Genomic DNA, 14,945 nt, shown 5'->3' on the forward strand with positions numbered 1-14,945 from the left:
GCGGCGCATCCATCGCGCGCTCTGCCTGCCCCCATCCCAACCTTCCCCCAAAGGGGGAAGGGGCAAAACCGGTGCATAAGCCGACTCACATTCCGGCATAAGCGTTGCAGGACAATCCGCCTACCCATGGGAATCAGCCAATACATCAAGGAAATCGGCCGCGGCGCGCGAGGCGCCAAGCCGCTCACGCGCGAACAGGCCACCGACCTGTTCGGCCAGGTGCTGGACGGCACCGTCACCGACCTGGAGATCGGCGGCTTCTGCCTGGCGATGCGCATCAAGGGCGAAACGCCCGAGGAGATGGCCGGCTTCCTCGATGCCACGCATGCGCGGCTGCACCACATTCCCGCCGGCGACCGCCCGCTCGTCGTGCTGCCCAGCTACAACGGCGCGCGCAAACTGCCGGTGCTCACACCGCTGCTCGCGCTGCTCCTGGCCCGCGAAGGCCTGCCGGTGCTGGTGCATGGCAGCGCCACCGAAACGGCACGCGTGCTCGCCTCGAACGTGCTTGCCGCGCTCGACGTGCCGCCCATGGCCGCCATCGGCCCCATCGCCAACGGCACCGTGGGCTTCGCCGCGACCGAATTGCTGAACCCGGCGCTCAAGCGCCTGCTCGACGTGCGGCGCGTCGTCGGCCTGCGCAACCCCGGCCACAGCGTGGTCAAGCTGATGCAGCCCACCGCCGGCCCAGCCGTGGTGGTGGGCAGCTACACGCACCCCGAGTACGCGCGCGTCATGGCCGAGACCTTCGAGCTGATGGGCACCACCGCCCTGCTCTCGCGCGGCCTCGAAGGCGAGGTCGTCTCCGACCCGCGCCGCACCGCGCAGATCGACGGTTTCGCGCGCGGCGTGCGCACCGAGCTGCAGGCGCAGGCCAGCGGCACCGCGGCCGAGGTGCCGGGGCTGCCCAAGGAAATCGACGTCGCCACCACGGCCGGCTACACGCGACGCGTATTGAACGGCGAGCTTCCCGTGCCCGAAGCCATCGCCGCACAGGTCGGGCACATCAAGCAACTGGCATCCCACGCATGAACACCTCCTCGACACCCATCGCCGGCCGCTGCACGCTCGTGGGCGCCGGCCCCGGCGACCCGGAACTGCTGACCGTCAAGGCCGTCAAGGCGATCCAGGCCGCCACGGTGCTGCTGGTCGACGACCTCGTGAGCGAAGAGATCCTGGCCTATGCCCGCCCGGACGCGCGCATCGTGCACGTGGGCAAGCGCGGCGGCTGCAAAAGCACGCCGCAGGCGTTCATCGAGCGGCTCATGATCACCGCGGTGCGCGAAGGAGAGACCGTGGTGCGCCTGAAGGGCGGCGACCCGTTCATCTTCGGACGCGGCGGCGAAGAGGTGGAGCACCTGCGCGAAGCGGGCATCGAATGCGCGGTGGTCAACGGCATCACCGCGGGCCTCGCGGCCGTGACCTCGCTGGGCGTGCCGCTCACGCATCGCGACCATGCGCAGGGCGTGGTGTTCGTCACCGGCCATGCCAAGACCGGCGCGGGCGCGCAGGAGGACCCAACCGACTGGCGCGCCCTGGCCGCGATGGCGCACAACGCGCGCCTCACGCTCGTGATCTACATGGGCGTGGCGGGTGCGCGCCACATCGAGCGCGAGCTGCTGTACGGCCTGTCCGGCGACACGCCGGTGGCCGTGGTGCAGCACGCGACCCTGCCGCACCAGCGCCACATCGCGACAACGCTCGACGGTTTGCAAGCCCGCATCGCCGAGGCCGGGCTCGCGAGCCCCGCGGTGATCGTGGTGGGCGACGTGCTGCGTGGGCTGGCAGCGGCCGCGCTGCCGGCGGACGCGGACCGCTTCGGCACCTAGCCGCCCTCAGAAACGCCCGACAAGCCCGGGCCGCGCGCGCAACGCCGCGGCGCCCGGTTCGGGGCTGCCGCGCAAAACCACCGGCGTCGGGCTCCCAAGGCTCGCGACAAGCGCGATCCAGGCGATGGCCAGTTCGCCGTCGGCCGCGGCCAGGCGCTGCTGGTCGAGCATCAGGCCCTGGAAGTCTTCCAGCATCTGGACCTCCGACAACTCTCCGCGGCTCATCCGCACCTTCGATCGTTCGAACTCGTCTTTCGCCCGGCGCGCGCGCCCGGTCGCGCGGGCGGCCAGCTCGTTCGATGCCTGCAGACTTCGCAAGGCCTCGGCCACCTCCGCGCGGCCCTGCGCCACGGCCTGCGGAAAGAGCGGATAGCCGGGAAGGTCCGCGCCGGCCGACGAGTCGCCGTTGTCGCTGTCGCCCTGGCCGGCGTCGATGGTGCCCACGAGCAAGGCCTGCGGCTCGATGCCGTAGAGCGACGCCGCCAGCCGGATGTCGTCGCGATTGGCCAGCAGCGCAGCAGGCACGGCCTGCGGCAGCGAGGCCGCGAAACGGGGCAGCCTGCGCTGTGCGACCTCGTCGTCGATGGTTTTTTTCAGCGCCTCTTCCGTCAGGCCGCAGCGCGCCACGAGATAGGCCAGGTTCGCTTCGCGCTGCGCATCGATCTTCTTCATCGCCGCCGCGGCACCGGCTTCGCGACGCTCGAGTTCCTTGCTGAAGTCGTCGTGCAGCGCCGGGCTGGCCGCCATGAGCTGCGACTGCCGGCGCACCGCGGTGAGCGCGCTCTCGATGTAGGTCAGGCGCAGGGTCTGGACGAGCAACGCGACGTAGGCGGCCGAGACGCCGATCTCCGCGGCCGGCGCATCGAGGCCGTCGCCCGGAGCCGTGCCGCGGCCCGCATCGGCGATCAACGCGTTCAGCGTCTCGCTCTCGAAGGCCGACCACCAGGGGCGCGCGCCGGGGCGCAATGCGGGCGCCGCCAGCGGCATCGCTTCCCGGTGCGCCATGGCGTAGCTCGCGCTCACGCCCGAGCCGGCGCAGGCAACGCCCAGCGCACCGACAAGCATCGCAACCATCGAACGATTCACCACCATCGCAAGCTCCACAGGACTCCGGAAGCCGCGATGGTTCCTCGCAAATTCGGAGAAATCGGAGAGACGGCGGCGCGGTGTCGTCGCAGTCCATGGCATCCGTGCAACACAAGTTGCGATCCGTCGCGCCTCGGCAAGATTCCTCCCAGATTGGGCGAAACCATCCATCCGTCATCGGCAAGGCGCGCGTGTCGTTCGTGCCCAGCCTCACACGGAGAAGAACCCATGAAGACTTGCCCGCGCTCGCCGAGCGTCTTGCGAACGCGACCGCGCCGATGGATCGGCGCTGCGGTCCTTGCCTTCGCCTCGATCGCCGCGCACGCGCAGAACGCGATCGAAGCCGTCACGAGCACCGCGAGGGCCGGCGTGGAACTGGTGCGCATCGATTTCACCGAGCCGCTCGCCGCACTGCCCACCGGCTTCGTCGTGCAGGCGCCGGCCCGCATTGCGCTGGACTTTCCGGGCGTGCGCAGCGCGATCGGCCGCGCGGCCATCGAATTCAGCAGCGGCAACCTGCGCTCGGCCAACGTCGTGCAGGCCGCCGAGCGCTCGCGCGTGGTGCTGAACCTGCAGCGCGCGGCGACCTACCAGGCCGAAATCCAGGGAAAGTCGCTGCTGGTCTCGCTGCAGCCCGGCACCGGCCAGCCGGCGAGGACGCCCGCCAACGCCGAGTTCGCCGAAGGCAGGGACCGCCAGGTCACGCCGCTGCAGGACATCGATTTCCGCCGCGGCAACGACGGCGCCGGCCGCGTGCTCATCGCCATGGGCAGCAGCCAGCTCGGCGTGGACGTGCGGCGCCAGGGCGCGACGCTGGTGGCCGAGTTCATGCGGGCGTCGCTGCCCGAGGGGCTGCGGCGGCGCCTGGACGTGTCCGACTTCGGCACGGCCGTCGACACGGTGAGCGCGCAGCAGCTGGGCGACCGGGTGCGCCTGTCGATCGCCGCGCACGGCGACTGGGAGCAGAGCGCCTACCAGGCGGACGACCGGTTCGTCATCGAGGTGCGCCCGCGCAAGACCGATCCGGCCAAGCTCACGCAGGGCACCGGCTACACCGGCGAGAAGCTCACGCTCAATTTCCAGAGCGTCGACGTGCGCGCGCTGCTGCAGGTGATCGCCGATTTCACCGGCTTCAATGTCGTGACCTCCGACGCCGTCTCGGGCGCCCTCACGCTGCGGCTGAAAGACGTGCCGTGGGACCAGGCGCTCGAAGTCATCCTGCAGGCGAAGAACCTGGGACTGCGCAAGAACGGCAGCATCCTGTGGATCGCGCCCAAGGACGAGATCAACGCCAAGGAAAAGATCGAGCTGGAAGCGCAGGCCACCGTCGAGAACCTGGTGGCGCTGCGCACGCAGTCGTACCAGCTGAACTACGCCAAGGCGGCCACGGTGGTGCAGAGCCTGACGGGCACCGGGAGCGGAGGCGGCGGCGGTGGCGGCACCGCGACGACCCGCCTCCTGAGCACGCGCGGCAGCGCCATTGCCGAGGCGCGCACCAACCAGCTCTTCGTGACCGACACGCCGGTGCGCCTGGCGGAAGTAAGCGAGCTCATCCGCAAGCTCGACGTGCCGGTGAGGCAGGTGCTGATCGAGGCGCGCATCGTCGAGGCCTCGGACACCTTCGGCAAATCGCTGGGCGTGAAGCTGGGCGGCGGCGCCACCGGCAAGAACGCCTCCTTCGGCACCAGCCCCACGGGCACCGACAACGCCTTCACCGCGTTCACCAACAGCAACTTCGTGAACCTGCCGGCCGGCGATGCGGGCGGCACGGGCAACAGCGCAGGGGCCTTCTCGCTCTCGCTGTTCAACTCGAGCTTCACGCGCATGCTGAACCTGGAGATCTCGGCGCTGGAAGCCGAAGGCAAAGGCCGGCTGGTGTCGAGCCCGCGGGTGGTGACGGCGGACCAGACCAAGGCACTCATCGAGCAGGGCGAGGAAATTCCCTACCAGCAGGCCACGTCGAGCGGCGCGACGTCGATCTCGTTCCGCAAAGCGGTGCTGAAGCTGGAAGTGACGCCGCAGATCACGCCCGAGGGCAACATCATCCTCACGCTGGACGTGAGCAAGGACGCGCGCGGCGTGAACACCTCGGCGGGCCCGGCCATCAACACCAAGCATGTGCAGACCGAGGTGCTGATCGACAACGGCGGCACGGTGGTGATCGGCGGCATCTTCGAGCTGACCGAGACGAACGACGAATCGCGCGTGCCCGTTCTGGGCGAGGTGCCCTACCTGGGAACGCTCTTCCGCAAGCGCGAGCGGGTGGTCAACAAGGTGGAGATGCTGGTGTTCATCACGCCGAAGATGATCGGGCGCACCAACACGGCGCCCTGACCGCCGCCCCGTTCCGGGGCCCATGTGGCATGGAGCGTGCTTAGACCGTGCATGCACGCCTCCAGCCTGTTTTCCGCCCGGCAATGAACGCCGTCGCCCCGCTTCCGCCCGCCGCGGTCGAGATCGTCGCGCTCAGCAAGCGCTACGCCCCGGGCACGCCGGCCGCCGTCGATGCCATCGACCTGCGCATCGCCAGCGGCAGCTACTGCTGCCTGCTGGGGCCCTCGGGCTGCGGCAAGAGCACCACGCTGCGCATGATCGCGGGCCACGAGTCGGTCACCAGCGGCGACATCCTGCTGGACAACCGCAACATCACCAACCTGCCCGCGGCCGCGCGCGGCACGGCGATGATGTTCCAGAGCTTCGCGCTGTTTCCGCACCTCTCGGCCACCGACAACGTGGCCTTCAGCCTCAAGATGAAGGGCGTCGGCAAGGCCGAGCGCCAGAAGCGTGCGCGCGACCTGCTGGCGCGCGTGGCGATGGGCCACCTGGCCGACCGCAAGCCCGGCGAGCTCTCCGGCGGCCAGCAGCAGCGCGTGGCGCTGGCGCGTGCGCTCATCACCGAGCCGCGCGTGCTGCTGCTGGACGAGCCGCTCTCGGCGCTCGATCCGTTCCTGCGCATCCAGATGCGCGCGGAGCTTCGGCGCTGGCAGAAAGAGCTGGGGCTGACCTTCGTGCACGTGACGCACTCGCAGGAAGAAGCCATGGCGCTGGCCGACACGATGGTGGTCATGAACCATGGCGTGATCGAGCAGGTCGGCTCGCCGCACGAGATCTACAACCACCCCGCCAACGAGTTCGTCGCGCGCTTCATGGGCGGCCACAACGTGATCGACACGCCCGCCGGACCGATCGCGGTGCGCAACGACCACATGCGGATCGCGCCGGGCCCGGACGGCAACGGCATTCCCGCGGCGGTCACCGACGTCGAATACCAGGGCACCTATGTGCTGCTCGGCCTGGCACTGGAAGCCGCCGCGCCGGAGCGCCGGAACGTGTCGGTGCTGCTGGGCGAGGCCGCCTTTCTCGCGAGCCCGTACGCGCAGGGCGAGACGGTTCGCCTGTCGTGGGCCGAGGCCGATGCGCGCGCGCTCGCCGTGGCCCCTTGATTTGATTTTTCTCCCTTCCTTTCGTCCGCCACTTTCTACGGAGACCCTGCAATGACCGATTCCATCGACTCGTCCACCGGCGTCAAGCGCCGCGCCCTGCTGCAAGGCACCGCCGGCATCCTGGCCACGGGCATCGCGCCCTTCGTGCACGCACAGGAAAAGATCGTGCTGCGCTACCTGGGCACCGCGGTGAACCAGGACAAGGCCATCGCCGAGAAGTTCAAGGCCGACACCGGCATCGAGATCCAGTACGTGGCGGTGACCACCGACGACGTGACCAAGCGCGCCGTGACCGCGCCCAACAGCTTCGACCTGATCGACACCGAGTTCTTCTCGCTCAAGAAGATCGTGCCGACCGGCAACCTGAAGGGCATCGACAGCAAGCGCGTGAAGAACGCCGCCAAGATCACCTCGCTCTTCACCAAGGGCGAAGTCGGCGGCAAGAAGGTCGGCGACCAGGGCACGGCGCCCATCAAGGTGATCTACCTCGAAGGCGAGAAGAGCAAGGCGTTCGCCAAGTCGCCGACGCAGTTCATGTCGCTGATTCCGACCACCTACAACGCCGACACGCTGGGTATCCGCCCCGACCTGATCAAGCGCCCGATCGGCTCGTGGGCCGAACTGCTGAACCCCGAGTTCAAGGGCAAGGCGGCTATTTTGAACATTCCCTCGATCGGCATCATGGACGCCGCGATGGTGGTGGAGGCCAAGGGCATCCACAAGTACGCCGACAAGGGCAACATGACCAAGGCCGAGATCGACCTGACGATCAAGACCCTGATCGAGGCCAAGAAGGCCGGCCAGTTCCGCGCGCTGTGGAAGGACTTCAACGAGTCGGTCAACCTCATGGCTTCGGGCGAGGTGGTGATCCAGTCGATGTGGTCGCCCGCCGTCACCGCCGTGCGCGGCAAGGGCATCGACTGCACCTTCCAGCCCCTGAAGGAAGGCTATCGCGCCTGGGCCTCGGGCTTCGGCCTGCCGGCCACGCTCTCGGGCAAGAAGCTCGACGGCGCCTACGAGTTCATCAACTGGTTCCTCGACGGCTGGGCCGGTGCGTACCTCAACCGCCAGGGCTACTACAGCGCCGTGCTGGACACCGCCAAGACCAAGATGGAAGCCTACGAGTGGGCCTACTGGATGGAAGGCAAGCCCGCCGCGCAGGACATCAAGAGCCCGCAGGGCGACGTGATCGCCAAGGCCGGCGCGGTGCGCGACGGCGGCAGCTACGAGCAGCGCATGGGCGGCATCGCGTGCTGGAACGCGGTGATGGACGAGAACGAATACATGGTTCGCAAGTGGAACGAGTTCGTCGCCGCCTGAGCTCGCTTCCGATTCCGTGAGCGCTCCCGCCACCCGCGCCTCCGCAGCCGCCGACCCGCTCCACACCGTGAAGGCGTGGTGGCAGGCGGCGCCGTTCGCGCTGGTGTTCCTGTTGTTCTTCCTGATTCCGCTGGCGCTGGTCGCGATGGTCAGCCTGTGGAATTTCAACGAGTACGAGCTGATCCCCGCGGTCACGCTGCGCAACTACCTGAGCCTGTTCGAGGGGTGCTCGCGCCTCACCGACAACGGCGACCTGTGCGTCACGCTCAACACGTACCTGAGCACCTTCAAGTTCTGCGTGCTGGTCTGGGGCATCACGCTGCTGGTCGGTTTTTCGGTCGCGTACTTCCTTGCGTTCCACGTGCGCTCGTCGACCGTGCAGACGGTGCTGTTCGTGCTGTGCACCGTGCCCTTCTGGACATCGAACGTGATCCGCATGATCTCGTGGGTGCCGCTGCTGGGCCGCAACGGCCTGGTCAACCAGGCGCTGATGGGTGCGGGCCTGGTGAACCAGCCGGTCGAGTGGCTGCTGTTCTCCGATTTCTCGGTGGTGCTGGCCTTCGTGCACCTCTACACGATGTTCATGATCGTGCCGATCTTCAACAGCATGATGCGCATCGACCGCTCGCTGCTCGAAGCGGCGAGCGACGCGGGCGCCTCTGGCTGGCAGACGCTCTGGAACGTGGTGGTGCCGCTGTCGCGCACCGGCATCCTGATCGGCTCGATCTTCGTCATCACCATCGTGATGGGCGACTTCGTGACCATCGGCGTGATGGGCGGCCAGCAGATCGCCTCGATCGGCAAGATCATCCAGGTGCAGACCTCGTACCTGCAGTTTCCGCTGGCCGCTGCCAACGCGATGATCCTGCTGGCGGTGGTGCTGATGATCATCTGGGGATTGACCCGCCTGGTCGATATTCGCAAGGAACTCTAGAAAAAATGATGCCCCCACGCTCATCGCTTCGCGTATCGCTGCCCCCCAACGGGATGCGTCAGTGCCTTCGGGCGGCCGGGCGGCACTGACATGCAGACGCCCATCAGCGCACAGCGCGCCCCCGGCTTCTGGCCCCTGGCGATCGTGTTCGCCTTGTTCGTGCTGTTCCTCTACGGCCCGATGATCACGATCTTCGTGCTGAGCTTCCAGGGGCCCGAGGGAGGCCTGACCTTTCCGCTGCGCGGCGTGTCGCTGCACTGGTTCTACAAGCTGGCCGAGGGGCTGGGCACGGTCGACATCGGCGCGGCGTTCCGGCGCTCGCTGGCGCTGGGCGCGGTGGTGATGGCCTTCACGGTGGTGCTGTCGGTGCTGGCGGGGCTCGCGTTCCGCAAGAAGCTCAAGGGCGGCAACGCGCTCTTCTTCGTGACGGTGGCGAGCCTCATCATGCCGTCGATCATCATTTCGCTGGGCATCGGGCTGCAGTTCAGGCTGCTCGACACGGGCATCAAGGGCATGCTCACGGCGATGGACGCCACCACGCTGCTCGAAGGCTACGGCACGGCGCTCGGCCTCTTCAGCTCCGCCCTCGGCGCACACCTGACGTGGACCCTGCCCTTCGGCCTGCTCATCATGTTCGCGGTGTTCAACCGCTTCAACCCGGCCTACGAAGAGGCCGCGCGCGACCTCGGCGCCACGCCGTGGCAGGCCTTCCGCCATGTGGTGCTGCCGCTGATCGGCCCCTCCATCGTGGGCATCGGCATGTTCGGCTTCACGCTGTCGTGGGACGAGATCGCCCGCACCTCGCAGGCGATCGGCGACGTCAACACGCTGCCACTGGAGCTGCAGGGCCTGACCTCGACAGTCACCACGCCGTCGATCTATGCGCTGGGGACGGTGACCACCGTCGTCTCGCTGCTGGTCATGGGCGTGGCGCTGGGCGCGGCGGCGCTGCTGCGGCGGCGGGCCGTTCGGCCTATGTGAGATTTTTCCTACGCCGCCTAAAATCGCGCTCCAACAAAGCACAAGCGATAGAGAGAGAGGCGGACATGCTCGACAAACTGAACGATTTCACGGGGAGCCACGGCCAGCTGCAGCGCGGCCGCGGCCTTGTCACCGGCACCATTGCGCTGAGCCTGGGCATCCTGTGCTTCCTCGGTGTGCTGGCCTTCCACTTTCCGCAGTACCTCACCACGCCCGAGCTGCGCAAGAGCTACAACGTCGACGTGATGCGCTACATCCTGCTCACGGCGCTGGTCGTCTCGGGCGGGCTCTCGCTGGTCAACATCATCTTCAACCGCTCGCGCTGGCTCTCGTCGGCCGCGTTCCTGCTGGTGGCGGCCTCGGCGCTGCTGGGCGGGCACAAGGTGCCGGTGCACGACTTCGCGGACAACACGCCCTACATCGGCCTGGACTGGTTCATCCTCGACCTGCTGGGCTCGTCGCTGATCTTCATCTTCATCGAGAAGCTCTTCGCGCTGCGGAAAGACCAGCCGGTGTTCCGCGAAGAGTGGCAGACCGACTTCCACCACTTCGTGGTCAACCACATGATCGTGGGCTTCGTGCTGCTGGCCACCAACCTCATGGTGCACAAGCTCTTCGGCTGGGCAGCCAACGACGGCATCCGCGGCTGGGTGGGCAACCTGCCGTTCTGGGCGGGCATCCTGCTGATCATCCTGGTGGCCGACCTCGTGCAGTACTGGACGCATCGCGCCTACCACGAGGTGCCGGTGCTCTGGCGCCTGCACGCGGTGCACCACAGCGTGAAAAGCATGGACTGGATGGCGGGCTCGCGCCAGCACATCCTTGAATTGCTCATCACCCGCACGCTGGTGCTCGCGCCGATCTACGTGCTGGGTTTCAGCAAGGAAGTGATCGATGCGTACATCGTGGTGGTCGGCTTCCAGGCGGTGTTCAACCACTGCAACGTGAGCGTGCGCCTGGGGCCGCTGCGCTACCTCATCGTGACGCCCAACTTCCACCACTGGCACCACAGCCAGGACATCGAGGCGCTCGACAAGAACTACGCGGCGCACTACGCCTTCCTCGACTACATCTTCGGCACCGCGGTCAAGAGCACCAAGCTCTGGCCCGAGAAGTACGGCGTGCTGGGCGACTACGTGCCCAACGGCTTCTTCAAGCAATTGAAGTTCCCGTTCGTCTGGAAAGGATGATGCGCGCCGCTCTTCGTGCCGCCGCGCTCGTGGTCGCGGCGGGTGCAGCGCTGCTGCTTTCGGCCTGCGCCACCCGGGTCGACCTGCCCTCCAAGGACTCCGGCCTGCGCCTTCGGGTGCAGAGCTCGGTCATCGCGCCGGGCAACGGCGGCGAACTCATCACGGCCAAGGCGCTCGCGCCCGGCGACATCCTGCTGACCTCGATCGCGACGGTCAATTCCTTCGGCATCCGGCTAGGCACCTTCTCGCCGGTGAGCCATGCGGTGCTGTACCTGGGCGACGGGCTGATCGCCGAAGCCGTGGGCACCGGCGTGCGCGCGCGGCCGCTGGCCGACGTGGTGGCCGAAGAACAGATGGTGGTGGCCTTTCGCGTGCCGGGCCTGGACGACGCGGGCGTCGCGAAGCTGCGCACCTGGGCCAATTCGCAGGTCGGCACGCGCTACAACACCGCCGGCGTGCTGCTGAACGCGCCCTTCGTGCTGAACCGGCGCCTCTGCGAACTGCCGCTGATTCCCGCTTCGGTGAGCAACTTCTGCATCAGCGGCATGGCCATGGTGCAGTTGGGCGCGAGCCGTGACGACCAGTTCTTCTGCTCGCAGTTCGTGCTGGAAGCCTACCGCCAGGCGGGCCTGCCGATCACCGCGGCCGATCCGCGCTGGGTGAGCCCGGCCGACCTCTTGCACATGCGCGAGGGCGACGTGCCCTCCATCGCCGCCACGCAGCCGCTGCGCTATGTGGGGCACCTCAAGTACAACGCGCCGCCGCTGCTGGCCGCCGATGGGCCCTGACGGTTTGAACGCTCCTTTCCAATTCGACGTCGTGGTGGTGGGCGCCGGCGCGGCCGGGCTGTTCTGCGCCGGGGTGGCGGGCCAGCGCGGGCTCAAGGTGCTGCTGGTCGATCACAGCGAGAAGGTCGGCGAGAAGATCCGCATCTCGGGCGGCGGGCGGGCCAATTTCACCAACCGCGACCTCGACGTGCGCGCGCCGCAGCGCCACTTCATCGGCGACAACCCGAATTTCTGCCGTTCGGCGCTGTCGCGCTATGCGCCGCAGCAGTTCATCGACCTCGTGCAGAAGCACGGCATCGCCTTTCACGAAAAGCACAAGGGACAGCTGTTCTGCGACGGCTCCTCGCAGCAGATCGTGGACATGCTGCTGGCCGAATGCGCGGCAGGCGGGGTGACGCGGTGGCAACCATGCAAGCTGGGCAACATCGCTTTTTCTCCTGCATCCCCTGATGCAGCGGGCGCCGGAAGCTATCGAATCGATAGCGATCGCGGCGTGATCGAGACACCGAAGCTGGTCATCGCGACCGGCGGCCTGTCGATCCCCCAGATCGGCGCCAGCGACTTCGGCTACCGCCTGGCCGGGCAATTCGGCCTGCGCGTGGTTACGCCACGCCCAGCCCTCGTGCCGCTGACTTTCGGCGGCGAAGGCTGGGCGCCCTACGCCGAACTGGCCGGGCTGGCGCTGCCGGTACGAATCGAAACCGGGGCGAAAAAAGAAAAGATGGCGTTCCTCGAAGACCTGCTGTTCACCCACCGCGGCCTCTCGGGCCCGGCCGTGCTGCAGATTTCGAGCTACTGGAAGCCCGGCGCACCGCTCACCATCGATTTCGCCCCCGGCACGGATGTGGCCGAGGCATTGGGCGAGGCCAAGCTGCGCTCGAAGAAACGCATCGCCAACGAATTGGCCACGCACGTGCCCTCCCGACTGGCCGACGCCTGGGTCGGGCAGGACCCGGCGCTGCAGCGGCCGGTCAACGAGGCGGCCGACAAGGCGCTGGCGGTGCTGTCCGAGCGCATTGCCCGCTGGCAGATCACTCCGAGCGGCACCGAGGGCTACAAGAAGGCCGAAGTCACCGCCGGTGGCGTCGACACCCGCGATTTGTCGTCCCAGACGATGGAATCGAAGCAGCCGGGCCTTTATTTCATCGGCGAAGTGGTCGATGTGACGGGCTGGTTGGGCGGATACAACTTCCAATGGGCCTGGGCGAGCGCCCACGCGTGCGCAACCGCGCTATAATCTCGGGCTAACTTCTGGCCTCCCCTCAACGGCCGCAAAAGATTTTCAGTTGAGGAACCCCGGCTTTGGGCCTCGATCTCCCCGAGCCAACTTCAGTTCAACGATTCATCAATGACCACCATCCGCGTTAAAGAAAACGAGCCCTTCGACGTCGCTCTGCGTCGCTTCAAGCGCACCATCGAAAAGCTCGGCCTGCTGACCGACCTGCGTGCCCGCGAGTTCTACGAAAAGCCGACCGCCGAGCGCAAGCGCAAGAAGGCAGCCGCCGTCAAGCGCCACTACAAGCGCGTGCGCAGCATGCAGCTCCCCAAGAAGCTGTACTAAGCAACACCTGCGGGCAGCCGGCCCTCGACGAAAGTCACTGCCAGCGCCCCGTTGCCTCAGCCGCGCCAGGGAAACCTGCCGCGGCTTTTGTTTTTTCCGAAAGGCTGACGAATGACACTCAAAGAACAGATCACCGAAGACATGAAGACGGCGATGCGCGCCAAGGACTCCGAGCGCCTGGGCACCATCCGCCTCCTGCTCGCCGCCCTCAAGCAAAAGGAAGTCGACGAGCGCGTGGAGCTGGACGACCCCATGGTCGTGGCCATCGTCGACAAGATGGTCAAGCAGCGCAAGGACTCGATCGCCGCCTTCACCACCGGTGGCCGCGCCGACCTCGCCGACAAGGAAGCCGCCGAGATCAAGGTGCTGGAGGTCTACCTCCCCCAGCGCATGAGCGCCGATGAAACCGTCGCCGCCGTGAAGGCCATCGTGGCCGAACTGGGCGCCAGCGGCCCCGGCGACATGGGCAAGGTGATGGGCGTGGTCAAGACCCGCCTGGCCGGCAAGGCCGACATGGGCCAGGTCAGCGCAGCGGTCAAGGCCGCCTTGACGGGCGCCTGATGAGCGACAGCGGCGCCAGCCCCTCCGATCCGATCCTCAAGGCCTGCGCCTGCCTGGTCGACGCACGGGGCCGGCTGCTGGTGTTTCGCCACCCCGGGGACGGCAACACCCAGTTGCCCAAGGGCACCATCGAGCCGGGCGAATCGCCCGAGGTGGCGGTGCGGCGCGAGCTCCTCGAGGAGTCGGGCATCGATTTCACGGGCGAGCTGCATCCGCTCGGCACGCTCGACCGCGAATGCGAAGCCGGGGTCGAGGGCAACACGCACCGTCATCCGCAGCTCTGGCACCTGTTCCTGATGCGCGCCGAGGGCTCGCTGCCCGAGACCTTCGAGCACATGGCCACCGGCAGCCCCGAAGAAGAAGGCTTGGTGTTTTCGTTCCGCTGGCTGACCGCCGACGACGCTCTCGACGACTTCGCCCCACCCTATCGCCAGGCCATCGAGCGCGTGCGCGCCGCCCTGGCGCCCGTCGCCTGACGATCGTCGTCAAGCCATGGCGCGCAGCGCCATGTAGGCGCCCAGCAGCGCGAGCCCGGCCAGGAAGCAGCGCTTGAACACCGCCACCGGCAGCTTCTGCCGAAGCCAGGTGCCGATGACCATGCCGCCGATCGCCGGCACCAGCATCGCGACCGAACTGCCCACGGCCGCCATCGGATAGCCCCCGTTGCCCGCGAGGCCGATGCCCAGGACGATGGTCGAGGTGGTGAACGAGATCCCCATCGCCTGGATCAGCGAATCGCGCTGGAAGCCCAGCGCCTGCATATAGGGCACGGCCGGCACCGCGAACACACCGGTCACCGCCGTCACCAACCCGGTCGCAACGCCCACCAGCGGCCCCAGCCACCACTCGTGCGCCGCGGGCGCATGCAGCTGCCGCCCCGTGAGCCCCCAGAGCGCATAAGCCACCAGCGCCGCGCCGAGCGCCACCGAGGCCCATGCCCCGCCAGGCGCGCCGAACCACAGCGCCCCGCCCAGCGTGCCCACCACGATCCCCGCCTGCATGCCGCCGATGCGCCGCAGCACCGCCCCGAAGCTCTCGCGCGGCCCGGTCTGCCAGATGTTCGTGACGAGCGACGGCACGATCAGCAGCGCTGCCGCACGCACCGGCGGCATCCACAGCGCGAGCAGCGCCATCGACACGGTCGGCAGCCCCAGGCCGATCACGCCCTTGATCACCCCGGCCAGAAGAAACACGGCGGCGGCCGCGGCCCAGTGGCCCGCCGTCAGTTCGTTGGAAAAGATCGTCATTGCCG

General features: G+C 67.8%; 15 protein-coding genes. 13 read left to right on the forward strand and 2 right to left on the reverse strand.

The window, feature by feature from the left end:
* Window positions 1-126 precede the first annotated feature (126 nt).
* On the forward strand, window positions 127-1,032 hold the full coding sequence (ybiB, locus tag RT97_RS01200; RefSeq protein WP_042576963.1) for a DNA-binding protein YbiB: 906 nt from the start codon (window positions 127-129) through the stop codon (window positions 1,030-1,032).
* On the forward strand, window positions 1,029-1,829 hold the full coding sequence (gene cobA, locus RT97_RS01205) for a uroporphyrinogen-III C-methyltransferase (protein WP_042576964.1): 801 nt from the start codon (window positions 1,029-1,031) through the stop codon (window positions 1,827-1,829). Before ybiB ends, cobA begins: the two co-directional genes overlap by 4 nt.
* Window positions 1,830-1,835: 6 nt before the next feature.
* Here cobA and RT97_RS01210 read toward each other — a convergent pair whose 3' ends face one another.
* Window positions 1,836-2,903, reverse strand: coding sequence for a hypothetical protein (locus RT97_RS01210; RefSeq protein WP_155403701.1), 1,068 nt, complete (start codon window positions 2,901-2,903; stop codon window positions 1,836-1,838).
* A 240-nt stretch (window positions 2,904-3,143) separates the two neighbouring features.
* Here RT97_RS01210 and pilQ point away from each other — a divergent pair, with 240 nt between their 5' ends.
* From pilQ to RT97_RS01265, 11 genes are all read left to right on the forward strand, one after another.
* Window positions 3,144-5,249: a type IV pilus secretin family protein gene (gene pilQ, locus RT97_RS01215; protein WP_042576966.1), complete on the forward strand. Its 2,106-nt coding sequence runs from the start codon at window positions 3,144-3,146 to the stop codon at window positions 5,247-5,249.
* 83 nt (window positions 5,250-5,332) lie between these two features.
* A complete protein-coding gene (locus RT97_RS01220; protein WP_042576967.1) occupies window positions 5,333-6,358 on the forward strand; it encodes an ABC transporter ATP-binding protein in 1,026 nt (341 codons plus the stop codon).
* Window positions 6,359-6,409: 51 nt separating this feature from the next.
* Entirely contained in the window at window positions 6,410-7,678 is a 1,269-nt protein-coding gene (locus tag RT97_RS01225; protein WP_042576968.1) for an ABC transporter substrate-binding protein, read from the forward strand.
* Window positions 7,679-7,694: 16 nt separating this feature from the next.
* A complete protein-coding gene (locus RT97_RS01230) occupies window positions 7,695-8,612 on the forward strand; it encodes an ABC transporter permease (protein ID WP_042576969.1) in 918 nt (305 codons plus the stop codon).
* Between the two features lie 90 nt (window positions 8,613-8,702).
* Window positions 8,703-9,593, forward strand: a complete 891-nt coding sequence (locus RT97_RS01235; protein WP_042576970.1) for an ABC transporter permease — start codon at window positions 8,703-8,705, stop codon at window positions 9,591-9,593.
* A 65-nt stretch (window positions 9,594-9,658) separates the two neighbouring features.
* Complete coding sequence (locus RT97_RS01240; RefSeq protein WP_042576971.1) at window positions 9,659-10,783, forward strand: sterol desaturase family protein; 1,125 nt, start codon at window positions 9,659-9,661, stop codon at window positions 10,781-10,783.
* The gene (locus RT97_RS01245) at window positions 10,780-11,571 is read left to right on the forward strand and encodes a YaeF family permuted papain-like enzyme (RefSeq protein ID WP_437184083.1); all 792 of its coding nucleotides are present in this window, start codon (window positions 10,780-10,782) and stop codon (window positions 11,569-11,571) included. The genes RT97_RS01240 and RT97_RS01245 overlap by 4 nt, the downstream gene beginning before the upstream one ends.
* Complete coding sequence (locus RT97_RS01250) at window positions 11,561-12,808, forward strand: NAD(P)/FAD-dependent oxidoreductase (RefSeq protein ID WP_080898123.1); 1,248 nt, start codon at window positions 11,561-11,563, stop codon at window positions 12,806-12,808. The genes RT97_RS01245 and RT97_RS01250 overlap by 11 nt, the downstream gene beginning before the upstream one ends.
* A gap of 111 nt (window positions 12,809-12,919) precedes the next feature.
* The gene (gene rpsU, locus RT97_RS01255; RefSeq protein ID WP_007833691.1) at window positions 12,920-13,132 is read left to right on the forward strand and encodes a 30S ribosomal protein S21; all 213 of its coding nucleotides are present in this window, start codon (window positions 12,920-12,922) and stop codon (window positions 13,130-13,132) included.
* A gap of 111 nt (window positions 13,133-13,243) precedes the next feature.
* Complete coding sequence (locus RT97_RS01260; protein WP_042576974.1) at window positions 13,244-13,693, forward strand: GatB/YqeY domain-containing protein; 450 nt, start codon at window positions 13,244-13,246, stop codon at window positions 13,691-13,693.
* The gene (locus RT97_RS01265) at window positions 13,693-14,169 is read left to right on the forward strand and encodes an NUDIX domain-containing protein (RefSeq protein ID WP_042576975.1); all 477 of its coding nucleotides are present in this window, start codon (window positions 13,693-13,695) and stop codon (window positions 14,167-14,169) included. The genes RT97_RS01260 and RT97_RS01265 overlap by 1 nt, the downstream gene beginning before the upstream one ends.
* Window positions 14,170-14,178: 9 nt before the next feature.
* On the opposite strand, the gene RT97_RS01270 is transcribed toward RT97_RS01265, so the two are convergent.
* Entirely contained in the window at window positions 14,179-14,940 is a 762-nt protein-coding gene (locus tag RT97_RS01270) for a sulfite exporter TauE/SafE family protein (protein ID WP_172672137.1), read from the reverse strand.
* Window positions 14,941-14,945 lie beyond the last annotated feature (5 nt).

It is taken from the genome of Variovorax paradoxus (genome assembly GCF_000834655.1).
Taxonomy (GTDB): Bacteria; Pseudomonadota; Gammaproteobacteria; order Burkholderiales; family Burkholderiaceae_C; genus Variovorax; species Variovorax paradoxus_F.

Excerpts from the sequence above, each read along its gene's own strand:
- ybiB (WP_042576963.1), top strand. The coding sequence starts at position 127 with ATGGGAATCAGCCAATACATCAAGGAAATCGGCCGCGGCGCGCGAGGC.
- cobA (WP_042576964.1), top strand. The coding sequence starts at position 1,029 with ATGAACACCTCCTCGACACCCATCGCCGGCCGCTGCACGCTCGTGGGC.
- RT97_RS01210 (WP_155403701.1), bottom strand. The coding sequence starts at position 2,903 with ATGGTTGCGATGCTTGTCGGTGCGCTGGGCGTTGCCTGCGCCGGCTCG.
- pilQ (WP_042576966.1), top strand. The coding sequence starts at position 3,144 with ATGAAGACTTGCCCGCGCTCGCCGAGCGTCTTGCGAACGCGACCGCGC.
- RT97_RS01220 (WP_042576967.1), top strand. The coding sequence starts at position 5,333 with ATGAACGCCGTCGCCCCGCTTCCGCCCGCCGCGGTCGAGATCGTCGCG.
- RT97_RS01225 (WP_042576968.1), top strand. The coding sequence starts at position 6,410 with ATGACCGATTCCATCGACTCGTCCACCGGCGTCAAGCGCCGCGCCCTG.
- RT97_RS01235 (WP_042576970.1), top strand. The coding sequence starts at position 8,703 with ATGCAGACGCCCATCAGCGCACAGCGCGCCCCCGGCTTCTGGCCCCTG.
- RT97_RS01240 (WP_042576971.1), top strand. The coding sequence starts at position 9,659 with ATGCTCGACAAACTGAACGATTTCACGGGGAGCCACGGCCAGCTGCAG.
- RT97_RS01245 (WP_437184083.1), top strand. The coding sequence starts at position 10,780 with ATGATGCGCGCCGCTCTTCGTGCCGCCGCGCTCGTGGTCGCGGCGGGT.
- RT97_RS01250 (WP_080898123.1), top strand. The coding sequence starts at position 11,561 with ATGGGCCCTGACGGTTTGAACGCTCCTTTCCAATTCGACGTCGTGGTG.
- rpsU (WP_007833691.1), top strand. The coding sequence starts at position 12,920 with ATGACCACCATCCGCGTTAAAGAAAACGAGCCCTTCGACGTCGCTCTG.
- RT97_RS01260 (WP_042576974.1), top strand. The coding sequence starts at position 13,244 with ATGACACTCAAAGAACAGATCACCGAAGACATGAAGACGGCGATGCGC.
- RT97_RS01265 (WP_042576975.1), top strand. The coding sequence starts at position 13,693 with ATGAGCGACAGCGGCGCCAGCCCCTCCGATCCGATCCTCAAGGCCTGC.
- RT97_RS01270 (WP_172672137.1), bottom strand. The coding sequence starts at position 14,940 with ATGACGATCTTTTCCAACGAACTGACGGCGGGCCACTGGGCCGCGGCC.